Below are 18,389 nucleotides of genomic sequence, written 5' to 3' on the forward strand. Positions count from 1 at the left end.
GCGACGCTGCTACTTGATGATCTTGGTGACCCGGCCGGAGGCCACGGTGCGGCCACCCTCACGGATGGCGAACCGCAGGCCCTCCTCCATGGCGACGGGCTGGATCAGCTCGACGCGGATCTCGGTGTTGTCGCCGGGCATGACCATCTCGGTGCCCTCGGGGAGGTTCACGACGCCGGTCACGTCCGTGGTCCGGAAGTAGAACTGCGGGCGGTAGTTGTTGAAGAACGGCGTGTGCCGCCCGCCCTCGTCCTTGGACAGGACGTAGATCTGCGCCTCGAATTCGGTGTGCGGGGTGTTGGTGCCCGGCTTGATGACACACTGGCCGCGCTCCACCTCCTCGCGCTTGATGCCGCGCAGCAGCAGGCCGACGTTGTCACCGGCCTGGCCCTGGTCGAGCAGCTTGCGGAACATCTCGACGCCGGTGACCGTGGTCGAGGTCGACTCCGGCTTGATGCCGATGATGTCGACGGTCTCGTTGACGTTGATCACGCCGCGCTCGATCCGGCCGGTCACCACGGTGCCGCGGCCGGTGATCGAGAACACGTCCTCGATCGGCATCAGGAACGGCTTGTCGGTGTCGCGGACCGGCTCGGGGACGTTCTCGTCGACCGCGTTCATCAGCTCGGTGATGCTCGCGGCCCACTTCTCGTCGCCCTGGAGGGCCTGGTAGGCGGACACCCGCACGACCGGCAGGTCGTCACCCGGGAACTCGTACTCGGTCAGCAGCTCGCGGACCTCGAGCTCGACCAGCTCCAGGATCTCCTCGTCGTCCACCATGTCGCACTTGTTCAGCGCGACGACGATGTACGGCACGCCGACCTGGCGGGCCAGTAGCACGTGCTCCTTGGTCTGCGGCATCGGGCCGTCGGTGGCCGCGACCACCAGGATCGCGCCGTCCATCTGGGCGGCACCGGTGATCATGTTCTTGATGTAGTCCGCGTGACCGGGGCAGTCCACGTGCGCGTAGTGCCGGGACTCGGTCTGGTACTCGACGTGCGCGATGGAGATGGTGATACCGCGCTCGCGCTCCTCCGGCGCCTTGTCGATCTCGTCGAACGGCGTGAAGGGGTTGAGGTCGGGGTACTGGTCGTGGAGCACCTTGGTGATCGCCGCGGTAAGGGTGGTCTTACCGTGGTCGATGTGACCGATGGTGCCGATGTTCACGTGCGGCTTGGTCCGCTCGAACTTGGCCTTCGCCACTGGTTGCTCCTTGTTGCGATCCTCGGCCGGAAGCCGGCCGCTCCGTATGTCTGGCTGTGCTGTGATCTATGCGAGCGGGACGATCAAGGCTGATCCGAAGATCATTCGCCCCGGGCCTTGGCGATGATCTCCTGCGCGACGTTCGAGGGAACCTCCGCGTAGGAGTCGAACTGCATGGTGAAAACAGCCCGGCCCTGGGTCTTGCTGCGCAGATCACCCACGTAGCCGAACATCTCCGAAAGGGGCACGAGGGCCCTGACGACCCGGTTCCCCGAGCGCTCGTCCATCGACTGGACCTGACCGCGCCGGCTGTTGAGGTCACCGATGACATCGCCCATGTTCTCCTCGGGCGTGGTGACCTCGACCGCCATCATCGGCTCCAGCAGCGTGGGGGCCGCCCGGCGGGCCGCCTCCTTGAACGCCATGGAACCGGCGACCTTGAAGGCCATCTCCGAGGAGTCCACCTCGTGATAGGCCCCGTCCTGCAGGGTGACCTTGACGCCCACCATCGGGTACCCGGCCAGCACGCCGAACTCGGCGGCCTCCTGGCACCCGGCGTCCACCGACGGGATGTACTCCCGCGGGATGCGGCCACCGGTGACCTTGTTCTCGAACTCGTAGCCGTCCGACCCGCCGCCCAGCGGCTCCAGGTCGATGATCACGCGGCCGAACTGGCCGGAGCCACCCGTCTGCTTCTTGTGGGTGTATTCGACCTTCTCGACCTTCTTGGTGATCGTCTCGCGGTAGGCCACCTGCGGGCGGCCCACGTTCGCGTCGACCTTGAACTCCCGCCGCATCCGGTCGACCAGGATCTCCAGGTGCAGCTCGCCCATCCCGGAGATGACCGTCTGCCCGGTGTCCTCGTCGGTGCGGACCGTGAAGGACGGGTCCTCCTCGGCCAGCCGCTGGATCGCGGTGGACAGCTTCTGCTGGTCGGCCTTGGTCTTCGGCTCGATCGCGACGTGGATGACCGGCGCCGGGAAGTTCATCGACTCCAGGACGATCGGGTCCTTCTCGTCGCAGAGCGTCTCACCGGTGGTGGTCTGCTTGAGGCCCATCACCGCGACGATGTCACCGGCGCCCGCGCGCTCGATCTCGGTGCGCTTGTTGGCGTGCATCCGGTAGATCTTGCCGATCCGCTCCTTGCGCTCCTTGACGGAGTTCATCACGCTGGCGCCGGACTCCAGAACGCCCGAGTACACCCGGACGAAGGTCAGCTTGCCCAGGTGCGGGTCGCTCATGATCTTGAACGCCAGCGCGGCGAACGGCTCGTCCTCGCTGGGCTTGCGGGTCAGCACCTGCTCCTCGTCGCGGACGGCGTGGCCCTCGATGGCCTCCACGTCCAGCGGGGACGGCAGGTAGCGGACGATCGCGTCCAGCAGGGGCTGCACGCCCTTGTTCTTGAACGCGCTGCCGCAGGTCACCGGCGTCACCTTGGCCGAGATGGTGGCGCGGCGGATCCCGGCGTAGAGCTGCTGCACGGTGGGCTCCTCGCCCTCCAGGTACAGCTCCATGACCTCGTCGTCGTTCTCGGCCAGCGTCTCCACCAGCTTGTCGTGCCACTCGCGGGCGGCCTCAACGTGGGTGTCGGGGATGTCGACGACGTCGTACATCTCCCCGAGCTTGGCCTCCTCGTTCCACAGCAGGGCCTTCATCGTCACCAGGTCGATGACGCCCTTGAAGTCGGCCTCGGCCCCGACCGGGAGCTGGAGCACCAGCGGGGTCGCGTTGAGACGGTTCTCGATCATGTCGACACAGCGGTGGAACTCCGCGCCCACGCGGTCCATCTTGTTGACGAAGCACATGCGCGGCACGTTGTAGCGGTCGGCCTGCCGCCACACCGTCTCGGACTGCGGCTCCACGCCGGCCACACCGTCGAACACCGCCACGGCACCGTCCAGCACCCGCAGGTTGCGCTCCACCTCGACGGTGAAGTCGACGTGCCCCGGGGTGTCGATGATGTTGATCGTGTGCTTGACGTCCTCGACCGGCCATTCGGTGGTGGTGGCAGCAGAGGTGATGGTGATGCCCCGCTCCTGCTCCTGCTCCATCCAGTCCATGGTCGCGGCGCCGTCGTGCACTTCGCCGATCTTGTAGCTGATGCCCGTGTAGTACAGGATCCGCTCGGTCGTCGTGGTCTTGCCCGCGTCGATATGGGCCATGATCCCGATGTTGCGGACCTTGGCCAGGTCTACACCGGTTTTGGTAGCCACTGTGTCCTCGCGTCGTCTCGTGGTGGTTCCTGACCGCCGGGGTTACCAGCGGTAGTGGGCGAAAGCCTTGTTGGACTCCGCCATCTTGTGGGTGTCCTCGCGCTTCTTCACCGACGCGCCGAGGCCGTTGCTGGCGTCGAGCAGCTCGTTCATCAGCCGCTCGGTCATCGTCTTCTCACGACGCTGCCGGGCGTACACGACCAGCCAGCGCAGCGCGAGGGTGGTGCTGCGGGCCGGCCGCACCTCGACCGGGACCTGGTACGTCGCACCGCCGACACGGCGGCTGCGGACCTCCAGGGTGGGCTTGACGTTGTCGAGCGCGCGCTTGAGCGTGACGACCGGGTCGTTGCCGGTCTTCTCGCGGCACCCTTCGAGGGCGTCGTAGACGATGCTCTGCGCGATCGAGCGCTTGCCGTCCAGGAGGATCTTGTTGACCAGAGCGGTGACCAGCGGCGAGTTGTACACCGGGTCGGCGACCAGCTGCCGCTTCCCCGCGGGACCCTTACGCGGCATCAGCCCTTCTCCTTCTTCGCGCCGTAGTGGCTGCGCCCCTGCTTGCGGTTGCGGACGCCCTGGGTGTCGAGCGTGCCGCGGATGATCTTGTAGCGGACGCCCGGCAGGTCCTTCACACGGCCGCCGCGCACGAGCACCATCGAGTGCTCCTGCAGGTTGTGGCCGACCCCGGGGATGTAGGCCGTGACCTCGATCCCGCTGGAGAGCCGGACACGAGCGACCTTGCGCAGCGCCGAGTTGGGCTTCTTGGGCGTCGTGGTGTAGACGCGCGTGCAGACACCCCGGCGCTGGGGGCTGCCCTTGAGGGCAGGCGTCTTGTTCTTGGTCACCTTGTCCTGGCGGCCCTTCCGGACCAGCTGCTGGATCGTGGGCACCGCGTCTCCGTCTCCCTCGTACCAAGCCGGTAAGTCTTCTGTCTGGACCACCTGTGCGTGGACCCTTAATCACCACCACACATGTGGCTGTGACCTGCCGGTTTCCCGACTCTCTCCGACCCACGCGGTCGGGCGTGTCGCCCTCTCCGGGTTCCGCACACCACCGCCCGGCCCCAGGGGCCGAATCAAGCCGGGGAGATTGGCGCGGCACGGTGCAGTGCACCTTGGAAATGCACCTGGAGCAGGTACATCTGAGGCGGCCTCACCCGCGCGCACGCAGAGCGGCCCGCAGTGCGGGCACGAAGGTAGAGAGTACCCAGCCCCGCGGCAAAGTGCAAAGTGAACGCCGCCCGGCCATGGCCGCCTTCGCGGCACCGCCGCCGGGCCGCGCGCGGCAAGCCGGGCACAGCCGTCGTTACGTGCGTACAACGCTCGATCGCCGACCGGAGTTCCCGCGTCGGCTCCCCGATCCCGAAATCAGGACGGACGGCGCCGAAACGGAAGGGTGCGGGCGCCGCGAGCCGCCCCGGGTTGGGGAAGATCTGGCCGAAGTTTGGCCCTTCCCCGCCCCGCAGGCACCCGACGGGGCTAGAACACGAAGGCGATCAGGCCCACCGCGATGATCACGAGCCCCGCGACGATCGCGGCGATGGCCAGCATCATGTTCTTGTTGCCGCCCTTGGAGCGGCCACCGCCGGCCTCGCCGCCGTAGGTGGCGGGCTGGCCGTACTGCGGTTGCCCGTACTGGCCTTGCTGCCCGAACTGCCCCTGCTGGCCGAACTGTCCTTGCTGGCCCGGCTGTCCGTACGCCTGCTGGGGCTGCTGCCCGAACTGCTGCTGCTGTTCCTGCTGGCCGCCGTACGGGGAGGGCTGCTGCTGGCCGAACTGCTGCTGGCCTTCGGGCATGCCGTACTGCTGCTGGCCGAACTGTTGCTGCTGCTGTTCCTGCTGGCCGTACGGCGACTGCTGCTGCCCGTACCCCTGCTGTGCCTGGCCCCACTGCTGCCGGCCCAGGTCCAGGCGAGTCTGCTCGGGGTTGGCCGGAGCGTCGCCACCCGCCGGACCCTGCACCGCTTGCGACGAGGGGTCGAACGACTGCGTCGCCTGGTTGTCGTCCGCCGGCGACGCGGCGGGCGCGGCTCCGAAGGCCGGGCTCTCCTGCCCAAGGGGGGACGCGGCCGCGCCGTAGCCGGAGTCGGGCGGGGGCACCATCATGGTGCGCTCGTGGTCACCGCCCTCGGGCGTGGCCGGCGGCGCCGGCGGTTGCCACGGCTCGGACGAGCCGGACGGTGAGTCGGCGGGCTTGCGCTCGGGACCCGTGGCGACCGGGATGTCGGTGCCGGGCGACCAGTGCAGCGTCGCCTGGTCGTCCACGGGGGGCCGCGGCTGCTGCGGCTCGGGGGCGCCGGAGGCGGGCCCGGGGACGATCAGCGTGCGATCGGCCGTGCCCTCGCCTCCGCCCTGCGGCGGCTGCTGGGCCGCCTCGGGTTCGGGAGCGCTCTGCTGCTGCCCGTACTGGGGCTGCCCATAGCCGGGCGACTGCTGCTGCTGTTCGTAACCCGGGATCGTGGGCGGCACTCCGTACCCCTGCTGAGACTCCTGCGGAGACGTCGGCTGAGGCGGAGCCTGGTAGCCCTGCTGGGGCTGCTGGGGCTGCTGAGCGTACGGAGGCTGCGGCGCCTGCCCGTACCCGCCGGGAGCGGCGCCGGGAACGCCCGGAGGCGGGTCGTAGATACCGCCGCCCGGCGAGGGCTGCCCGTACTGCGGCTGCTCCTGCGGGGGCGCGTACGGCGGCTGGGGCGGCTGCGGCGGCCCTTCGGACTCGGGCTGCTGCCGCGGCGGCATCGGCTCGATCATCGTGGGCGGCGGCGGAGGCGGCGCGGGACGCTCCTCCTGCCGCGTCTCCGGCGGCTGCGACGGCTGGGGCGGCTGCGGCGGGCCGCCCGGATGGCCGGCTCCCGGCCGCGCGCCCTGGCCGCCGAGCTGGGGCGCGCCGAAGACCACCGTGCGGTCGCCGAGCGGCCGCTGTGGGGGTTCCTGCTGTTCCTGCTCGCGCTGCTGCTCGCCCGCGGGGGTGTCCTTGTCGTCAGGCAACGGCCACTGCGGTCCCTGGGTGCCGTCTCGCTCGGTCATCGTCGGGCTCCTTCAGCGCCGTCGTCCCTGGGCATTCCCGTCCCAGGCCCGTGCCGTCGGCCCGGAAACGCGCGGCGCATAACGCGGTCTCCAGGACCCTGCCGTGTCCCCGTGGCGGCCTCGCCACGCTGGGGACTTTCGTCCCCAAGCCTGCCTCCATCGCCAGTGTTATCGCAAATCATCCTGCGTGGAAGGGGCGAGTCCGGCCACGACACGCCGCCCCTGCCGACGGCAACGGGACGGTGATGATCGATCAATGTTCACCCAATGTCCGGCTGGTGTCCGCACGATCCCAAAGTTCTCAAAGATCGCACTTCCTACCTTCTCCGGCTATGTACGGAGATCGAGCGGGCCGGACACGGGTCCTGAGGGCACTGGTGACCTGCCTCGTCACGGCGGGCGCCCTCGTCGCCTCACCGCTGGGCGGGCTGGGCGCACCGTTGGGCGGGGGGACGGCCGAGGCGCAGGCGCATCCGTTCGGTGACCCGCAGCGGCTTGAGATCAGCCGCGAGGGCGCCACCGTACGGGCACGCTGGCGCGCCGCCCCGGACGACCTGACGGCGCTGGCATTGGCGCTGCGCGTCCTCGGCGGGAAGCGCACCTATGTCTACAGGGACGGCGCGCTGGTGCCTGAGGAGTCCGACAAGTCCGATGCGGTACTGCTCGCCGAGTCGCCCAGGCTCAGGGAGTACCTGCTCCGCAACATCCGGGTCACCGAGAAGGACGCGGCCTGCCCCGGCAAGGTGGTCTCCACCGGGAACCTCGCGGCGGACGGCGCGGTGCTGGACTTCGCCTGCCCTGGTGCGGTCACCTCGGCCTCCGTCACGGTGACCATGCTGACCGACCTGCACGCCTCGTACCGGACGCTCGCGAGCACGGCCCAGGGCGAGCGGCACACCTATACCAAGGCCGCGCCGACGCATACGTGGTCCTTGGATCGCTCCGATCGGGCCGGTGCCGGTTCCAACGGTACGGCGTCGTGGCCCACCGCGGCGGCGATCGCGGCGGTCGCGCTACTCGCCTCCGGAGGAGCCGTGCTCGGCGCCCGCCGGCTCCGCGCCGGGCGGCGGCGCGCGGCCCGATGATCATTCAGTGGCCCGACTTCGGGTCGGGGTTCCATGACCGCCTGCTGTCCTTCGTCGACTCCCCCGGCTTCGCCCCCGCCGCGGTCGCGGTCGCGTTCGCCGCCGGGGCCGCGCACGCGGCGGGTCCCGGCCACGGCAAGAGCCTGGCGGCGGCCTACCTGATCGGGTCGCGGGGCCGCGTGCGGGACGCGGCGTACCTGGGCGTCAGCGTCGCGGTGATGCACACGCTCTCGGTGCTGGCCATCGCGGTGGCCTGGACCTTCTTCTCCCTCTCGGACCTGGTCCGGATGGAGCGGCTCACCGCCGGGCTCCAACTGGCCGCGGGAGTCATGGTCGTCGCCCTCGGCGGCTGGCTGCTGCGGCGCCACCTCACCAGCCGCGGCCACCAGCACGCGCACGGCCACGGCCATGGACACGGACACGGGCATGGACACGGGCACGGACACGGGCACGGACACGGGCACGGGGCCAGTCGTCCCGGGCTGATGCTGCTGGGTGTCTCCGGGGGGCTCACGCCGTCGCCCTCGGCGTTCCTCGTGCTGCTGTCCGGCCTGTTCAGCGGGCGGACCGGGCTCGCGCTCACCCTGGTACTGATCTTCGGTGCCGGGATGGCCGCGGTGCTGTTCTCCACCGGCCTGACCGCGCTCTACGGCCGCGCCCTTGTGCTGCGGGCCGGCCGGACCCGCTCCCACTCGGCCGTCCGCGCCCTGTCGCGTGCGGCCCCCCTTGTCGCGGCGACCGGCATCACGCTGGCCGGTTGCGCGATCACCGCGACCGCGGTGATGAACCTCGCTGGATTCGCAAAGGAAGGTCTGGGATGACAGATCGTCACAAGCTGTGGCGAAGACTCCGGGCACCGATCGCCGTCACCGCCGCGCTCGCCGTGGCGCTCGGAGGCGCGGGGGCCGCCATGGCCACCGGAAAGGTCGAGCAGGGCATCTGGCTCTCGGTGAAGGACGGCGACATCCTCACCGGCAAGGTCACCCTGGCGGCCACCGACCGGCAGGACGGCAAGCCGGTGTCCCTCAGCGTCGAGGGGGAGGAGAAGGAGGTCACGACCGCACCACCGAAGATCACCATCAGCTTCGGCGCGGACGGCTTCGAGGCGGGAAGCGGCTTCAAGAACAGCATCTGGGTCAACGGCGTCAAGGTGGCCGAGCCCACGACGAGCGCCAGCGGCTACTCGCGCGTGACGGCGGCCGTCCCCGCGACCGCGTTCAAGGCCGGGGCCAACACCGTCCGCGTGCTGACCGGCAGCACCACGATGAACAACGACCCGGTCAACAACAACGACGACTTCACCGTCCGGGACCTGCGGCTCGTCTTCGACGACGGGACGAGCGCGGCCGACCCGTCGGTGTCGCCGACCACGATCATCCAGATCGGCGACAGCGCGGGGATGAGCCGCCACCGCGACTGGTCCGTGGACGTGCCCGCCGTGCAACTGCTGGCGCAGCAGACCCACACCTGGGACACCACGGCGCTCCAGGCCGGCACGTACGAGGTCGTCGCGGAGTCGGAGGACGGCTCCAGGGTGGCGCGCGCCGAGGTCCACGTGGACCACACCGCGCCGGTGACCATGAACCTGGCCGACGGTGACATCGTCGCGGGCGGACGGGAGATCGTCGCGGGCAGCGACGGCCCGGTGGAGATCAGCGTGGACGGCACGAAGCTGCCCACCGAGTCCCGCCAGGCCGCGGACCCCGAGTTCGTCTTCCAGGCGCACGACTACCAGACCGGCAGCTTCCGCAACAGCGTCTGGCTGAACGGCGAGCTGTTCACCGAGCCCAAGGTGGGCACGGTGAACAACTACGGTGAGGTCAGGGTCACCATCCCGTGGAGCAAGATGCGGGAGGGCCTGAACTCCTTCCGCGTCCGTACCGGCAGCGCGTCGGCACCAGTGGACGAGGGCGGCGCCAACAACAACGACGACTTCAGCATCCGCAACGCGCGACTGGAGTTCGGCTCCGGCCAGGTGCTGCGCGACCCGGCCGTGTCACCGGACGAGATCCTGCGCATCGGGGACAACATCAACCCGAAGGCGTACTACAAGGAGTTCACCATCAACGTGGGGCCCGCGTACCGCACCGAGTACGTGGCGCACTGGGACTCCAGCAAGGTCGCCGACGGCGAACGCACGGTGGTGGCCTCGAAGGAGGGCAGCAAGCGCACCGCCTCGGCCAAGGTGACGGTGGACAACACCGGCCCCGAGGTGACGGTGCGGAGCCCGGAGGAGGGGAAGCGGTACAAGGAGACGCCGTTCATCGTCGACGTCGCCGCCACCGACCCGCACGCCGTCGACAAGGTCGAGATCGCCTTGGACGGCAAGGTGGTCGCCAACGGCACCCGCTTCACCGCCGACGAGCTGAAGGACGGCGCGCACGCGCTGGTCGCCCGCGCCGTCGACAAGCTGGGCAACGTCACCGAGAAGACGGTGCGGTTCGAGACGGTCGGCAACTACCCGCTGACGCCGTCCGACCCGGACCCGGCCGACGGCGCGACCGACCTGTCGCCCAGCGACACGACGCTGGGCGTGAAGGTCGCCGACCCCGGCGGCGACCCCGTCGACGTGGCCGTGAAGTGGGCGTACACCGGCGACTTCGCCGAAGGGACGAACACCGCGACGCAGGGCTCGTCGACGGCGGCCGTCCCCGGCCGCGCCGCCGGTGACGAGCTCGACGGCGCCGGCTACGAGGCCCTGAAGGCCAGGGACGGGAAGGTGACCACGTCCAAGGGCACCGGCGCCTACCCGTTCCAGCAGTTCGAGATGGAGGTGCCGCCGAACCTGGCGGCGCAGGAGTACACCGTGTCCTGGAACGGGAAGGTCCCGGCCGGGCAGCGGGCCGCGCTGTCGGTGTGGAACTACGGCACGGCCAAGTGGCAGCTCCTCGCCGAGGGGCAGGGCGGCACCGACCTCTCCCTGAGCGGCAAGGCCAAGGTCGCCGAGACCGTGCGGGACGGCAAGGCCCGGGTGATGGTGCAGGACGTGGCCGCCTCGGTGATCTCGGAGAAGGACGCCGTGTTCGCCTGGATGACCGACACCCAGCACTACTCGGAGCGCGAGCCCGAGACGTACCAGAAGATGGTGGACTGGGCGATCGACAACCGGCATTCCCGGAACATCGGCTACGGCGTCCACACCGGCGACATCGTGGAGCACGTCGGGGTCAGCCAGGAGTGGGCCAACGCGTCCAGGATCATGAAGACCTGGGACGACGCGGGCCTGCCGTACGGCATCGTTCCCGGCAACCACGACATCGGCGACGGCCACTACGAGGTCTACCGCACGCACTTCGGCGAGCACCGCTACAAGGGCAAGCCGTGGTACGGCGGCACGGTCGACGACAACGTGCAGCACTACGACATCATCTCGACGCCAGGCGCCGACTACCTGGTCATGTACCTGGACTGGAGCCTGGGTGCCGAGGAGATCGCCTGGGCCAACAAGGTGATCAAGGCCCATCCCGAGCACAACGTGGTCATCGCGACCCACCAGTACATCACCGTCGGCGGCGCCTACTACGGGCCGGGCAAGCAGATCTTCGACGAGATCGTGCTGCCCAACAAGAACGTCGACCTGGTGCTGTCGGGGCACATCCACGGCGTCGCGCTGAACGTCAAGCGTGACGGCGACCGGACGATCGTCGAGGTGCTCGCCGACTACCAGGAGGTGCCCACCTCCGGCGGCGGCTGGATGCGCACCGTCGGGTTCGACACCAAGGCGCAGACGATCAGCAACGAGACGTTCTCGGTGCTGACCGACGGCGACCACTACTGGGACCGGGAGCTGGAGAACTTCACCGTCCAGTCCCAGTTGGAGGCGCCCACCCGGGAGGTGAGCACCGACTACGTCGGCATCACCGCGCTGACCACCACCACGGTGGGCACCGTGGCGGACGTGCCGTCCGGCACCCGGGTGAAGGTCCCGGCGGGCGCGTTGCAGCCCGACACCCGCTACAGCTGGTACGTCGAGGCCACCGACGCCGACGGGTACCGCGCCACGTCCCCCGTGTGGTCCTTCACCACCGGCAAGGCCCGGACGAAGACCACGCTGACCGGCAAGAACGAGTCCACCGAGTTCGGTGAGGGAGGGACCCTCAGCGCGGGCGGGCTGCCTCGCGACGCGACCGGAACCGTGGAGTTCAAGGAGGGCGACAGGGTCCTGTGCACGGGGACGGTCACCCGGGGCAAGGCGGAATGCGATTCGCCGCCTGACCTGCCCGCCGGTACCCACACGGTGACCGCGCACTACGGCGGTGACTCCGTCTACGCCGGGTCGACCGCGAACCTCACCCTGACCGTGGCCAAGGGCGACAGCGACCTCCGCGGCGACGCCACGGTGTCCGGCTCGTCCGTCACGCTCAAGGCGACCTTGGCCAAGCTCGCCACGGGCGGGGTGACGTTCAAGTTGAACGGTTCGGTGCTGTGCACGGCGACCGTCCAGGACGGGGCCGCGTCCTGCTCGCCCGCGGCCGTGCCCGGCGCCGGCAGATACAAGGTGACCGTCGAATACAGCGGTGACGCCAACTTCAGGGAGGAAACCGACACCTTCACGCTCCGGACACGCTGACCGGACACGAATACGGGCCGCCTCCCCGTACACGGGGGGCGGCCCGCCTTCGTCCGTCAGCGGTGGCCGCGGATCGGATGGGGCCGGTACGGGGCTTCCAGTTGCTCGACCTCGGCGTCGTCCAACTCCAGGTCCACCGAGGCGACCGCGTCCTCCAGATGGCCGATGCGGGTGGCGCCGATGATGGGGGCCGTCACTCCGGGACGTCCCAGCAGCCAGGCCAACGCCACCTGGGCCATCGGCACGCCACGTTCCTTGGCCACCGCGCGCACCGCGTCCACGACGTCGAAGTCGGATTCCTCGTACAGCGTCTCGGCGAACGCGTCCGTCTTGGCCCGCAAGGTACGGCGCTCCCCACCCCGTTCCCAGGTGCCCGCCAGTATCCCCCGCGCAAGCGGGCTCCACGGGATCAGCCCCACCCCCTGGTCGACGCAGAGCGGGTTCATCTCCCGCTCCTCCTCCCGGTAGACCAGGTTGTAGTGGTTCTGCATGGAGACGAACTTCGTCCAGCCGTGAAGCTCGGCCACATGCTGCGCCTTGGCGAACTGCCACGCGTACATGCTCGACGCCCCGATGTAACGCGCCTTGCCCGCGCGGACCACATCGTGCAACGCCTCCATGGTCTCCTCGATGGGCGTCTCGGGATCCCACCGGTGGATCTGGTACAGGTCGACGTAGTCGGTGCCGAGGCGCCGCAGCGAATCGTCGATGCCCGCCATGATGTGCTTGCGCGACAGCCCGCGGTCGTTGGGGTTCTCGCTGAGCTTCCCCCACACCTTGGTCGCCAGGACGTAGTCGTCCCGCCTCGGGAACAGCTTCGCCAGCAGCCGCCCGGTGATCTCCTCGGACCGCCCCATCGAGTACACGTCGGCGGTGTCGAAGAACGTCACCCCCGCCTCGACGGCCCGCCGCACGATCGGCTCGGCCTCATCCTCGTCCAGCGCCCATTCCCGGAGGGACTTGTCGCCGTAACTCATCATCCCCAGGCAGATCCGCGAGACCCTCATCCCCGTCCGCCCCAGCCTGACCTGCTCCACAGCCCCTCCTCGCAACGCCACGATCTCCGCTCCCACGATGCCCGCCAACACCGCCCCCGCCAACCCCTCACCGGAACCCGGCGCGCCTCGTCCCTTTGGGTGGATGGACGATCGCCTGAGCCTCGAACCGCGCGGGCCGAGCTACTGCGGCAGGCGGTCAAGGACTGCCTACGGGGTAGGTCCCTCCACTCGATCGTGCGCGAGTGGCAAAAGGCGGGCGTGAAGACAGCTCGCGGTAATGCCTGGAGCGTGCGCTCCCTCAAGGTCTCCATGATGAGTCCGCGTATCTGCGGCTGGCGCGAGATCTCCAGAGAGTTGGTGCGCGGGCCGGACGGGACGCCCGTGAAAGGCCAGTGGAAGCCGATCATCACCCCGGAAGAGTGGATGGCCGTTCGGGCCATCTTCGACAGCCGGAAGGGCCACTTCGTCGGCCGAGACATGAAGATCGGGCGTCCCCACCCGACCGACTACCGCGCCCCCACCTACCTGTTGGCGGGCATCTTGCGCATGGCCCCCGCACCCCGACGCCCCCGAGTGGCCCGGCGATGCCGAACTCGCCGGCGTCAAGCAGCAGCTAGACGAGTTGACCCGGCAGTGGAACGCACGGAAGATCACCAATGACCTCTTCTTCAAGGTGGCACCCGGCCTCAAGCAGCAGATCGCCCAGCTCCGGGCGGACAAGGCCAAGCACGATGCCACGATGACGGCCAAGAGAGAGCGTGCCGACACGAGCGCGGCCGAGATCCGGCGCCGATGGTATCTGCCCGAGAAAGAAGGCGGCTTCCCGATCTCGGTCAAGCGGACTTACATCCGGTCGGCTCTGCACGCGGTGATCGTCTACCCGGCTGGCAAGGGGATCAAGAGGTTCGGCCCTGACCTACTCGACCCGATCTGGCGGACTGACTGACGGACCACAGCCACCGATACGTGAGCCCCCGGCCGATGTACGGCGTCCCGGGGGCTCGTGGCTTCTGTCACTCGCTACAGGTCAAGGTCTCCAGACTTGATCCGGGAGACGAGATCAGCGAACGTTGCGGACGGCAGGTTCAAGTGCCCGTCCTGCGGTGCCCTGGAATCCCGGACGCCTACACGTCCGTTGAGCCTGGCAAGCTCAACACAGTCGCTCTGGTTGCCGCTGCTGCCGCTACGGCTGGACTTACGCCATACGGGAGTCATCGATAGCCCTCCATCACATGCTCTATCAGCTCAATCGACGCGCGGACGGGGAGCGCGTGATCTCCGATGCGGTCGAACCTACGTCGGAACGAGCGTACATCCGTTGCATCCTGGACAAGCCGCCCCTCTTCGCTCGCCTCGATGTAGGCAGATTCAGCTCCATCGACGGTCATGAGCTTGAACGATCCATCGCGCCCGACGTGCGCACCTTCGCTCTGGGGAACGACTCGCACCGAAACGTTCGGCATCAGCGAGACCTCGATCAGCCTCGCTAGCTGCCCCCTCATGATCTCCGGTGAACCGACAGGTTGCGTTAGAACGCCGTGGTCGAGGATGACCCACAGATACGGCGGCGGGGTCCTGGTCAGGCATCCTTGCCGCTTCATGCGGTCGGACACTCGTTTGTCGATGTTGTCCAGCCCGGCGCTCTCCACCTGAGCCCGTGTGTACGCCTCCGTCTGGAGCAGCCCAGGAATCCACAGGACCTCCCATATGCGCAGCTCAGACGCACGGGCTTCCATCTCGTTGTGGATCTTGAACCACTCTCGATTGTGGCCCTCCTTGGCGAGTCGGACGAGGGACGAGAACAGGCGGTCCGTACTCCACTCCCTGTCGATCGTCCTGGCGTGCCTCTCCACTAGCTTGATGTCGCCAGACTCAAGCCGCGAAACAGTTGAACGATCTACGCCCAGCATGCGCGCAAGGGCAGTGCCAGACATCCCGCGCTCTTCTCGGTGTCTACGCACTTGAACGGCTATTAGGTCCCACAGGGAGCCCTCTGGGTTGAGTGACTCTCGGCGGTCCATGGGCGACCCTCCGTCCCAAAATCTTGTTGCGTCTGCTGACCGAACGTAGCGAAGGTATATCGCCATGGGCCAGTCTGTGCGCTGAACGCACATGCAGGGAGGGACCGTGGCCCGCAGAAACGACCCCGTGCCGCGTATCTCGCAGACCGGCCTGTCACCGGTGCTGCCTGAGCATGCGGGCCGATGGGGCGTCCCGCATCTGGCCAATATGACCGATGTGACGACGTCAGTGGGGCCGCGTGTCACGCTCCCCCGTGGGCCCGTAGCAACCCTCCTGATGGGCGATGACGCGGGCGCGGTCTCACGTGCCCGTGAGTGGCTGCATGCGCGCGTGACCGAAGCCACCCCCTATCCCGTGCTGATCTCACGTGAGGCGATAGACGACGTGATGATCTGCGCTGGCGAGGTCTTGGCGAACGCCGTGCAGCATTCCAGCGCGGATGGTCGGTTCCCGGTACGAGTCCACCTGGCGATGGTCGCTGAACCGGGCGGTCCGCGGGCAGCCATCCGCGTTGAAGTCCATGACGCCGGGAGCCCTCCCGTGAGTGGTCCTTCCTGCCAACGGTGCGCACACCTCACTTGCGGCCGAATCCGTGTCGGACCTCCACGTCCGAGGTTGCGGGAAGCATCGGACGATGCGGAGTCCGGTCGGGGACTGCGAATCGTTGACCAGCTCGCGACCCAATGGGGAACGGAGATCGATGCGCACGGCGGAAACCTCGTGTGGTTCGAGGTCGACTACTAGGAAGAGCGGACTGCGCTCTAAGCGCCGATTGGAGCACCGCATCACATGACAAAGCAGACCTATGACTTCGCGGCTGACGCATGCCCGGCGGATCGCAGCCATGTCTGCGGCTTCCGCCGGTGCCGGTCCAGGAGCAGCGTGGCGCACCTGATGGTAGACGAACGCTCGGAACTGTGCCTGTGCCGAGCCCACTGGCTCAAGCTTTCGACGATCTTCAAGCCTCATGGCGTAAAGATCGGATGGATCAGACCCTAGCTAGGAGAGCTGCGGCTTCTTTTTCGCGCTGACATCGGTCGGTGCCGGTCGATGGCCGTAGGCCACCCCGGAGGGGCGACCGAAGGGAGTCAGCCGGCGCCGCAGGCACCTTCCGGGCCGGACGTCCCGCGACATGAGCGCCGCTACCCGGCCTTTTCAAGTGAGCCATCGCGCGGGAGCTGCCTGAGGCGGCGCGGTGCCGAGCGCGCGGACCGTCCCCAGCGGGGCGAAGGCTGTGGGCGGCCGGGGAGCTACCGCTTGAGCTGAGACAACAGCGCCGCGAAAGTCCGCCGTGACACGACCAGCTTCGGGCCATCCGGGTCCTTGCTGTCGCGGACGGCGACGGCTCCGGAGACCGGCGCCAACTCGATGCAATCTCCTCCGTTGGAGGTGCTGCTACTGGCCTTTCGCCACACGGCCTTGGTCACATCCATGTCGTCCACCGTCCAATGCATTCGATGTGCCGCGGAGGGCTACCGCTTGAGCTGAGACAACAGCGCCGCGAAAGCGCGCCGGGTCACGATCAGCTTCGGGCCGTCAGGGTCCTTGCTGTCGCGCACGGCGACCGTCCCGGTAATCGAGGTCAGCTCCACGCACTCACCGCCATTGGCAGTGGTGTAGCTGGACTTGCGCCATACAGCCTTGGTCAGGTCCATTTCTCGTGTACCACCTTACGAATCATTTCCATGGACTGATCTACGGGCAGGGCAAGCGATCGGACGATCATCAAGGTCCTGTTAAGGATGGCGATGTCGTCTGGGTCGCTCATGGTGAGACCGCGCGCGCCCATGTCCGCGTAGGCGATCTCGATCCTGTCGGCCAGCGTAGCGATCGTAAACGCCCCGCTGTTGCCTTCGTGTTCTCCCCGGCTAGGGACGATCTGAAGGGTCACCGTGCCTTGCTCGATCGCGTAAAGCAAGTGCTCCAGTTGTTCTCTCATGATCTCTGGGCTGCCTGTGAGGCGATGTAGGGACACCTCGTCCTGGAGAAGCGAGAAGTCCGGGGGCGGTGGTTCCTCCCTGGTCAGGACGCCTTGGCGGTTGATTCGAGCTTCGACACGGTCCTTTTTCTTGAGGATTGCGGAGGCGTAGGCCGGGGTCTGGAGCAGCCCGTGCACCAGGAGGGGCTGCCATGACTCCAACATGATCGCTTCTGGTTCGACGGTGTGCCAGTCGAACCAGGTGGGGAACATGGCGTCTTTGACCAGGTCGTCGTAGAGATCGAGCAGGTCGCCGTTGGCGTCGAGGGCCTCGTCCATGGTCTCGGCGAACTCGCGCGTGCAGCGGGTGCGGCCGTTCTCGACGGCCCCGATGTACTGCGGTTTGACACCGGCGCCATTGTTCGCGCGCCGGGCCACAGCTTCCTGCGTCCAGTTCTTGGCCTCGCGGAGCCGCCGGAACCTGCGGCCGAATGCGAGCAGCGTCGGCGAGACCGTCCCGCGCTTGCGCTGTGGAGCCATGTGTTCATCCTCCCTCGCCAAGGGCGCCCAACCAACACCCAAGCAGCCCGGGGCGTAGCGCCCGACTCGTCGCCCATGCTCGGCGCTTTGTAACGCAGAGTACGGCTCCTATGGCTGACTGTCATGAGAAGTTCAAGACTGCAGTCAAAGGTGGGTCCGATGCCTCCGACAACGACGGCGCCTGAGGTGCCGACGCTCGTCCTTGCACCGTCCGGCCGGGCGCCTGCGCTGGCCAGGCGATTTGTCGCCGAGCACTTCCGCGAGTGCAGTTTGGACGATGACTACGGCGCTCGCGTCGTGGTGACCGAACTGGTGACGAATGCCTATTGGCACGGAGAGGGCGTCATCGTGGTCCGCGCCTTCCTGGACGAGGGCAAGGGCGCGGTCATGGTGGAGGTGTGGGATCAAGGCGCCGGTATGCCGGTCGTCCGGACAGAGAATGTCGGGGCCACATCGGGGCGCGGGCTGCTGATGATGTCCCGGCTCGTACGGGAGTGGGGGACGAGGCCGATCACCGAGGGCGGGAAGATCGTTTGGGCGCGGTGCCCGCTAGAGCGGCCGCGCTTCGTTCTGCCTGCGTCCCCCGGTACGGGCAAGGTATGAGCGATCGCCTTGAGTGCCCCGACTGTGGCGGTACCGGGGAGCAGCGGTATGGGCCGCTGACGAAGACCTTCACCCCATGGCGGCCCCTTCTGAGGTTCCCCCCGTAGCACGGACACCTGCGGTGAGGTCACTCGGTGGTGTCTGAGGGCAGGTTGAGCCCTTCGAACGTGACGGGGCTGTGCATCCCGATACTGGAATGCCGCCTGTATGGATTGTA

18 protein-coding genes are annotated in these 18,389 nt (G+C 68.1%); 7 read left to right on the forward strand and 11 right to left on the reverse strand.

Going from position 1 to position 18,389, the window contains the following annotated elements:
- Positions 1-9 precede the first annotated feature (9 nt).
- The 5 genes from tuf to QSK21_RS07965 form a co-directional block, all read right to left on the reverse strand.
- A complete protein-coding gene (gene tuf / locus QSK21_RS07945; RefSeq protein WP_285694668.1) occupies positions 10-1,203 on the reverse strand; it encodes an elongation factor Tu in 1,194 nt (397 codons plus the stop codon).
- A 101-nt stretch (positions 1,204-1,304) separates the two neighbouring features.
- The gene (gene fusA / locus QSK21_RS07950) at positions 1,305-3,416 is read right to left on the reverse strand and encodes an elongation factor G (protein ID WP_285694669.1); all 2,112 of its coding nucleotides are present in this window, start codon (positions 3,414-3,416) and stop codon (positions 1,305-1,307) included.
- Between the two features lie 42 nt (positions 3,417-3,458).
- Positions 3,459-3,929, reverse strand: a complete 471-nt coding sequence (gene rpsG / locus QSK21_RS07955; protein WP_285694670.1) for a 30S ribosomal protein S7 — start codon at positions 3,927-3,929, stop codon at positions 3,459-3,461.
- A complete protein-coding gene (gene rpsL / locus QSK21_RS07960; RefSeq protein WP_285694672.1) occupies positions 3,929-4,303 on the reverse strand; it encodes a 30S ribosomal protein S12 in 375 nt (124 codons plus the stop codon). The genes rpsG and rpsL overlap by 1 nt, the downstream gene beginning before the upstream one ends.
- 588 nt (positions 4,304-4,891) lie before the next feature.
- Complete coding sequence (locus QSK21_RS07965; RefSeq protein WP_285694673.1) at positions 4,892-6,436, reverse strand: hypothetical protein; 1,545 nt, start codon at positions 6,434-6,436, stop codon at positions 4,892-4,894.
- A gap of 332 nt (positions 6,437-6,768) precedes the next feature.
- Between QSK21_RS07965 and QSK21_RS07970 the strand changes: the two genes are divergently transcribed.
- The 3 genes from QSK21_RS07970 to QSK21_RS07980 are packed head-to-tail and all read left to right on the forward strand — an operon-like array spanning position 6,769 to position 12,091.
- Complete coding sequence (locus QSK21_RS07970) at positions 6,769-7,521, forward strand: hypothetical protein (protein ID WP_285694675.1); 753 nt, start codon at positions 6,769-6,771, stop codon at positions 7,519-7,521.
- Positions 7,518-8,342: a HoxN/HupN/NixA family nickel/cobalt transporter gene (locus QSK21_RS07975; RefSeq protein WP_285694676.1), complete on the forward strand. Its 825-nt coding sequence runs from the start codon at positions 7,518-7,520 to the stop codon at positions 8,340-8,342. Before QSK21_RS07970 ends, QSK21_RS07975 begins: the two co-directional genes overlap by 4 nt.
- Positions 8,339-12,091: an Ig-like domain repeat protein gene (locus QSK21_RS07980; RefSeq protein WP_285694677.1), complete on the forward strand. Its 3,753-nt coding sequence runs from the start codon at positions 8,339-8,341 to the stop codon at positions 12,089-12,091. The genes QSK21_RS07975 and QSK21_RS07980 overlap by 4 nt, the downstream gene beginning before the upstream one ends.
- 56 nt (positions 12,092-12,147) lie before the next feature.
- Here the strand turns inward: QSK21_RS07980 and QSK21_RS07985 are convergent, their stop codons facing one another.
- Positions 12,148-13,128 (reverse strand): aldo/keto reductase, encoded by a 981-nt coding sequence (locus QSK21_RS07985; RefSeq protein WP_285694678.1) that lies wholly within the window; start codon positions 13,126-13,128, stop codon positions 12,148-12,150.
- Positions 13,129-13,227: 99 nt separating this feature from the next.
- Here QSK21_RS07985 and QSK21_RS36085 point away from each other — a divergent pair, with 99 nt between their 5' ends.
- Together QSK21_RS36085 and QSK21_RS07990 are read left to right on the forward strand one after the other, a co-directional pair.
- Positions 13,228-13,749 (forward strand): recombinase family protein, encoded by a 522-nt coding sequence (locus QSK21_RS36085; protein ID WP_352231258.1) that lies wholly within the window; start codon positions 13,228-13,230, stop codon positions 13,747-13,749.
- Positions 13,712-14,035: a hypothetical protein gene (locus tag QSK21_RS07990; RefSeq protein ID WP_285694679.1), complete on the forward strand. Its 324-nt coding sequence runs from the start codon at positions 13,712-13,714 to the stop codon at positions 14,033-14,035. Before QSK21_RS36085 ends, QSK21_RS07990 begins: the two co-directional genes overlap by 38 nt.
- Positions 14,036-14,109: 74 nt before the next feature.
- On the opposite strand, the gene QSK21_RS07995 is transcribed toward QSK21_RS07990, so the two are convergent.
- Positions 14,110-14,304, reverse strand: coding sequence for a DUF397 domain-containing protein (locus QSK21_RS07995; protein ID WP_285694681.1), 195 nt, complete (start codon positions 14,302-14,304; stop codon positions 14,110-14,112).
- Entirely contained in the window at positions 14,301-15,110 is an 810-nt protein-coding gene (locus QSK21_RS08000; RefSeq protein ID WP_285694682.1) for a helix-turn-helix domain-containing protein, read from the reverse strand. Before QSK21_RS08000 ends, QSK21_RS07995 begins: the two co-directional genes overlap by 4 nt.
- A 277-nt stretch (positions 15,111-15,387) precedes the next feature.
- Here QSK21_RS08000 and QSK21_RS36090 point away from each other — a divergent pair, with 277 nt between their 5' ends.
- Positions 15,388-15,855 carry an ATP-binding protein gene (locus QSK21_RS36090; RefSeq protein ID WP_352231259.1) on the forward strand — a complete coding sequence of 156 codons (468 nt, stop codon included), beginning with the start codon at positions 15,388-15,390 and terminating at the stop codon, positions 15,853-15,855.
- Between the two features lie 506 nt (positions 15,856-16,361).
- Here the strand turns inward: QSK21_RS36090 and QSK21_RS08005 are convergent.
- The 3 genes from QSK21_RS08005 to QSK21_RS08015 are packed head-to-tail and all read right to left on the reverse strand — an operon-like array spanning position 16,362 to position 17,569.
- Positions 16,362-16,544, reverse strand: coding sequence for a DUF397 domain-containing protein (locus QSK21_RS08005; protein WP_285694683.1), 183 nt, complete (start codon positions 16,542-16,544; stop codon positions 16,362-16,364).
- A 39-nt stretch (positions 16,545-16,583) separates the two neighbouring features.
- Positions 16,584-16,766, reverse strand: coding sequence for a DUF397 domain-containing protein (locus QSK21_RS08010; RefSeq protein WP_285694684.1), 183 nt, complete (start codon positions 16,764-16,766; stop codon positions 16,584-16,586).
- The gene (locus QSK21_RS08015; RefSeq protein ID WP_285694687.1) at positions 16,757-17,569 is read right to left on the reverse strand and encodes a helix-turn-helix domain-containing protein; all 813 of its coding nucleotides are present in this window, start codon (positions 17,567-17,569) and stop codon (positions 16,757-16,759) included. Before QSK21_RS08015 ends, QSK21_RS08010 begins: the two co-directional genes overlap by 10 nt.
- A 186-nt stretch (positions 17,570-17,755) precedes the next feature.
- Between QSK21_RS08015 and QSK21_RS08020 the strand changes: the two genes are divergently transcribed.
- The gene (locus QSK21_RS08020) at positions 17,756-18,172 is read left to right on the forward strand and encodes an ATP-binding protein (RefSeq protein WP_285694689.1); all 417 of its coding nucleotides are present in this window, start codon (positions 17,756-17,758) and stop codon (positions 18,170-18,172) included.
- The last annotated feature ends 217 nt before the right edge of the window (positions 18,173-18,389 follow it).

Origin of the sequence: Actinomadura sp. NBRC 104412 (genome assembly GCF_030269515.1) — a bacterium.
Lineage (GTDB): Bacteria > Actinomycetota > Actinomycetes > Streptosporangiales > Streptosporangiaceae > Spirillospora.

Excerpts from the sequence above, each read along its gene's own strand:
- QSK21_RS08010 (WP_285694684.1), bottom strand. The coding sequence starts at position 16,766 with ATGGACCTGACCAAGGCTGTATGGCGCAAGTCCAGCTACACCACTGCC.
- QSK21_RS36090 (WP_352231259.1), top strand. The coding sequence starts at position 15,388 with ATGGGCGATGACGCGGGCGCGGTCTCACGTGCCCGTGAGTGGCTGCAT.
- QSK21_RS08005 (WP_285694683.1), bottom strand. The coding sequence starts at position 16,544 with ATGGATGTGACCAAGGCCGTGTGGCGAAAGGCCAGTAGCAGCACCTCC.
- QSK21_RS08015 (WP_285694687.1), bottom strand. The coding sequence starts at position 17,569 with ATGGCTCCACAGCGCAAGCGCGGGACGGTCTCGCCGACGCTGCTCGCA.
- QSK21_RS07970 (WP_285694675.1), top strand. The coding sequence starts at position 6,769 with ATGTACGGAGATCGAGCGGGCCGGACACGGGTCCTGAGGGCACTGGTG.
- rpsG (WP_285694670.1), bottom strand. The coding sequence starts at position 3,929 with ATGCCGCGTAAGGGTCCCGCGGGGAAGCGGCAGCTGGTCGCCGACCCG.
- QSK21_RS08000 (WP_285694682.1), bottom strand. The coding sequence starts at position 15,110 with ATGGACCGCCGAGAGTCACTCAACCCAGAGGGCTCCCTGTGGGACCTA.
- QSK21_RS07980 (WP_285694677.1), top strand. The coding sequence starts at position 8,339 with ATGACAGATCGTCACAAGCTGTGGCGAAGACTCCGGGCACCGATCGCC.
- QSK21_RS07995 (WP_285694681.1), bottom strand. The coding sequence starts at position 14,304 with ATGACTCCCGTATGGCGTAAGTCCAGCCGTAGCGGCAGCAGCGGCAAC.
- QSK21_RS07975 (WP_285694676.1), top strand. The coding sequence starts at position 7,518 with ATGATCATTCAGTGGCCCGACTTCGGGTCGGGGTTCCATGACCGCCTG.
- QSK21_RS07965 (WP_285694673.1), bottom strand. The coding sequence starts at position 6,436 with ATGACCGAGCGAGACGGCACCCAGGGACCGCAGTGGCCGTTGCCTGAC.